Raw genomic sequence first — 4,444 nt, 5'->3', positions numbered from 1 at the left:
ACACCGTCGACCCCGTCCACCGCGACCGGACCGGCGACGGACCGGGAGCCGACGGCGTCACCGACTGTCGCCGACCCGGAGACGGAACCGACGACCGTCCGCGAGCGCTGGCGGCGGTTCGCCCGCTGGGTCCGGCCGGGTGACTGGACCACCTCCTCAGCCGTCGAGGTAGAGCGGACGGCGACCGAGCAGGGGTATCCCGACGACGCCGCGGCGGCGCTCACGGAGCGTTCCGCCGACAGGAGTACAGCGGCGACCGGTCGCTCCCGGAGCGACTGCGCGACCGGGCGCGGCGGGCCTACGACCGCCTCGACAGCCACCGCCGGGACGGGGGTGACCAGTAGTGCGACGGATCACGTTCGTCGCGGCTGCCGCGGCCGCCGTCCTCGCCCTCGCGGCCGCCGTCCAGACGGCGCTCACCCGTCCCGAAATCGACGGCTCGCCCGGCCTCCTCATCCTCGTCGTCGTCGCCTTCGTGGCGGTGGTGTGGCTGCTCTATCGCCTGTCGTCCGTGAACGCCGACCGGTCGGTGACGGACGCGCCCGGTGCGCCGCGGGGACTGGCCCCCGAGCGGACGCCGGACGACCTGCCGATGTCGGGGGCCTTCTTCACTCGGACCATCGAGACGGCCATCCAGCGGACCGAGAACACCGGTGACATCGACGAGGGGCTGGCGGTCGTCAGGCCCTCGCTACGGGCGACGCTCTCGGCGGTCCTCGCGGAGGCCGCTACGCCGACGACGAGATAGACGCCCGCCTCGAACGGGGCGACTGGACCGACGAACAGGTCGCGGCGGCGGTGCTCGACCCGGCGGTCCCGCTTCCCACGCTGACGCTCCGGGAACGGCTCACGATGTGGCTGTTCCCCCAGCGGTTCGTCACCGCGTTCACGCGGGCGGCGGTCGAGGAGATACGCGAGACGGCCGACGAGGCCCTGCCGACGATTCCCGGGGAGACGGCCCCGCGGCCCGTCCCGACGGCCAAGCCGACGCTCGAACAACTCAGACGCAGCGCCGGGGGCGACCTCACGGCGGCCGTCGACCCCTTCGAGTCCGCCGGCGGCGGCCGCTCGGCGGCGTGGACCGACGGCCGGGCCGTCCACGAGGAGATGGGCGTCGTCGAGGACGGTGAGGAGTCGTGACAACCGAGGAGCGTCGCGTGGGCGGGGCAATCGTCCTCGCCATCGCGTTCACGTTCGCCGGCGTCTTCGCCGGTCGGCCGTCGCTGCTGGTCGCCGCCGCGGTACCGCTGGTGTACGTCACGGTCGGGTCGCTGTCGAGCGCCCCGGACCCGGCGGCGCTGACCGTCACACGGGAGATAACGCCGACGCCGGCCCCGCCGGGGCGGCCCGTCGCGGTGACGCTGACGGTGCAAAACGACGGGGACGCCTCTATCTCCGACGTGCGGGTCGTTGACGGCGTCCCCGACGGCCTCGCGGTCAGCGGCGGGTCACCGCGGGGCGGGACGGGCCTGAAACCGGGCGAGTCCCTCACCGTCAGATACGCGCTGGTCGCCCGGCGCGGGGACTTCGTCTTCGACCCGCCGCGGCTGACGGTGCGCGGACTGGGTGCCGGTGCCGCCGAGACGACGCGGCCGGCCGTCGAGGGCGACACACGGTTCAGCGGCCGTCTCGACGCCGAAGCGCCCCCGGTCGATGCGGCCGACGACGGCCGCGTCGGGCAACTGGAGACCGCCGAACCCGGCGAGGGCGTCTCTTTCCACTCGACCCGCGAGTACGAACACGGCGACCCCGCCGGCCGCATCGACTGGCGACACTACGCCAAAGGCGGGTCGTTGACGACCGTCGAGTACGACAAACGGGTGACGGCGACAGTCGTCCTGGTGCTCGACGCCCGGCGGCCCTCGCGGGTCGTCGCCGGCCCGGGTCGACCGACGGCGGTCGAACTGAGCGCCTACGCCGCGACCCAGTCGATGACGGACCTGCTGGCGACCGGCCACGAGGTTGGCGTCGCGGTGGTCGGCCTCGACGGGCCGAACGCGGCAGGCCTTCACTGGTTGCCGCCGGGGACCGGTAGCACTCAGCGGGCGCGGGCGCTGTCGCTGTTCGAGTTGGCCTGTGACACAGACCCCGCCGCCGCCGAGGGGTACGTCGACCCGGCGGCGCAGTGCCGACGGCTGCTGGAACTCGCCCCGCGGGCCGCACAGCTGGCGCTTCTGTCGCCGATGATCGACGACCTGCCGGAGGAGGCGGCCACCGACTGGGCGAGCGCGGGGCGGTCGGTGACGGTGCTCTCGCCGGACGTGGTGACCCGCAGCACCATCGGCGGCGAGCAGTCACACATCAGGCGGCGGACGCGGCTGACACGCTGTCAGCGGGCCGGCGTCAGGCCCATCGACTGGCGGCGCGGGACGCCGCTGGCCGTCGTCATCGAACTCGCGTTCGCCGTCGACGCGAAGGTGTCGGCCGACCGGATGGCCGCCGGGACAGGGGGGGTGTCCTGAATGGGGATGGTGTTCCCGCGGCTGGACCGCCCGTCCGCCGTCGGCGACGACGGACGGCCCCAGTCGACCAGTCTCGCCGTCGCGGGCGTCACTATCTTCGCCGTCGCGGTCGGTGCCGGACTGCTGGCCGGCGACCCGATGTCGGTGGTGTCCGTCGGATCGTTCACCAGCGTCTTCGTCGCCGGGATGGCGCTGCTGGAGCGGGACACCTTCGGTGCGCTGTTCGCCGGGTCGCTGCTGGCGCTTCTCGGCGGGACGATAACCGTCGGGCTCCTGTTCGTCTCGCTCGTCACTCCCTCGGGATGGGTCTCGCTGGGACTGTCGCTGTCGCTGCTCGGCATCGGTTTCGCGTGGGTCGACCTCGGCGCGTCGAGCGACGACTCCCCGACTCAGCAACTCGGGGCCAGTTACGTCGGCCTCGCCGTGGGCAGCATCGGCATCGTCGTCGCCGTCGGCCTCGGGACCGTCCTGCTCGACATCGGACGGCCCGGTCCGACCGGGGGGCTGGCGATATTCCTGTTCCTACTCAGCGTCCTCGGGGCGACCGCGTACGCGTTCCTGTGGGCGGTTCCGCTCGCCCAACTGGTCGCTCGACCCCGTCGGGACGCCGTCGCCGAGCGTGTGACGCAGTGGCGAAAAGGGGCCGTCGTCGGCGCCGTCGTCGCGTTCGTCTCGATACTGGCGGCGCCGTTTCTCGCGCCGTCGGTCCCGCCGGTCGCGCTCCTCGGGACCGCACCGGTCCGGATTCCGCTGTTCGCCGCCGTCGCGTTGCTGGCGCTCGTGGCGACCGTCTCGACGCTGGCGCGGCGACTCGCTCACAGCCGTAGCGGGCAGTCGCGGCGGCAACTCGCCGGAACGGGTGTCGGCCTGTTGGTCTGTACGCTCCTGTTCGCGACCGGCGCGCCCGCGTCCGGTGTGGCCATCATCGTCGCCCTCCTCCTCGTGGTGCCGCTACTGTTGCTGTTGGTCGTCGGCATCGGTTCGTTCCTGAGCGGGACGCGACTCGTCCCCGGGGGGAGCGGGTCGCTCGTCCTCGCGAGCGGCGGCCTCGCCGTCGCCGCTCTCGGCGGCGGCGTGGCGGGCTACCCGCCGCTGTTCGTGCTGGGGTCGACTGCCGGCGCGCTGGTCGTCTGGGACGTCTCGACGTTCGGCACCGGGTTGACGGCCGAACTCGGACACGCTCCGGCGACCCGTGATTTGGAGTTGGTCCACGCGGTGACGGTCCTCGGCATCGGCGTCGCCGTCGTCCTCGCCGGCACCGGACTGTTGGTCGTCCGGTCGTCGCTGGGACTTGTCGGGAGCGAGTTCGGGATGGCGCTGGCCGGCGTCGCGGCGCTGCTGGCGCTCCTCCCGCTCCGCGGGTGAGACAGGGGATTGATTACGGTCGGTTGCCTGTCATGCAATATGAGTGAGCAGCGTGGGGCCGCGGACGCGCCGAGACGATCACGGAGATATTCGAGCGGGTGGAGTCGGCGGCGATCATCGACCGGAGCATTCTGGAGGACATCACGGCCGCGATTCTCGCCCGGGGGCACGTCCTGCTTGAGGACGTCCCCGGGACCGGCAAGACGGTGACGGCACGCGTGCTGGCCGAGGCGCTCGGCCTCTCCTTTACGCGCATCCAGTTCACGCCGGACCTGCTCCCCTCGGACGTGACGGGGTCGAACATCTACAACGAGCACGAGGGAACATTCGAGTTCAGCGAGGGGCCGGTGTTCACGAACGTCGTGCTGGCCGACGAGATAAACCGCGCGCCGCCGAAGACACAGGCCGCGCTCCTGGAGGCGATGGAGGAGCGACAGGTCAGCGTCGACGGGACGACGCATCCCCTGCCGGAGCCGTTCGTCGTCATCGCCACGCAGAACCCCGTCGAACAGGAGGGGACCTTCCGACTGCCGGAGGCCCAGCGCCGACCGATTTGCCGTTGAAGACCCTCCTTCGGTTACCCCGGCGTCGAGGGCGAGATGGACTTACTGGACCGC

The 4,444-nt window shown here is 72.2% G+C and carries 5 protein-coding genes and 1 pseudogene; 5 read left to right on the top strand and 1 reads right to left on the bottom strand.

Translation table 11 applies throughout. From position 1 onward, the window contains the following. Window positions 1-320 (bottom strand): hypothetical protein (locus GJ629_RS14540; RefSeq protein ID WP_157513670.1); only part of this gene is annotated, 320 nt, incomplete at its 3' end. Window positions 321-343: 23 nt separating this feature from the next. On the opposite strand from GJ629_RS14540, the gene GJ629_RS14535 reads away from it, so the two are divergent. The 5 genes and pseudogenes from GJ629_RS14535 to GJ629_RS14515 form a co-directional block, all read left to right on the top strand. Further along, window positions 344-748: a hypothetical protein gene (locus GJ629_RS14535; RefSeq protein ID WP_157513669.1), complete on the top strand. Its 405-nt coding sequence runs from the start codon at window positions 344-346 to the stop codon at window positions 746-748. Between the two features lie 50 nt (window positions 749-798). Beyond that, the gene (locus tag GJ629_RS14530; RefSeq protein ID WP_157513668.1) at window positions 799-1,140 is read left to right on the top strand and encodes a hypothetical protein; all 342 of its coding nucleotides are present in this window, start codon (window positions 799-801) and stop codon (window positions 1,138-1,140) included. Next, complete coding sequence (locus tag GJ629_RS14525) at window positions 1,137-2,462, top strand: DUF58 domain-containing protein (RefSeq protein WP_370515924.1); 1,326 nt, start codon at window positions 1,137-1,139, stop codon at window positions 2,460-2,462. Before GJ629_RS14530 ends, GJ629_RS14525 begins: the two co-directional genes overlap by 4 nt. Then, on the top strand, window positions 2,463-3,827 hold the full coding sequence (locus GJ629_RS14520) for a hypothetical protein (RefSeq protein ID WP_197428642.1): 1,365 nt from the start codon (window positions 2,463-2,465) through the stop codon (window positions 3,825-3,827). Between the two features lie 77 nt (window positions 3,828-3,904). After that, window positions 3,905-4,444, top strand: a pseudogene (locus GJ629_RS14515) (AAA family ATPase); the annotation flags it as partial.

It is taken from the genome of Halapricum sp. CBA1109 (assembly GCF_009741825.1).
Classification (GTDB): domain Archaea; phylum Halobacteriota; class Halobacteria; order Halobacteriales; family Haloarculaceae; genus Halapricum.
This window is presented reverse-complemented; position numbering and strand designations above follow the sequence as displayed.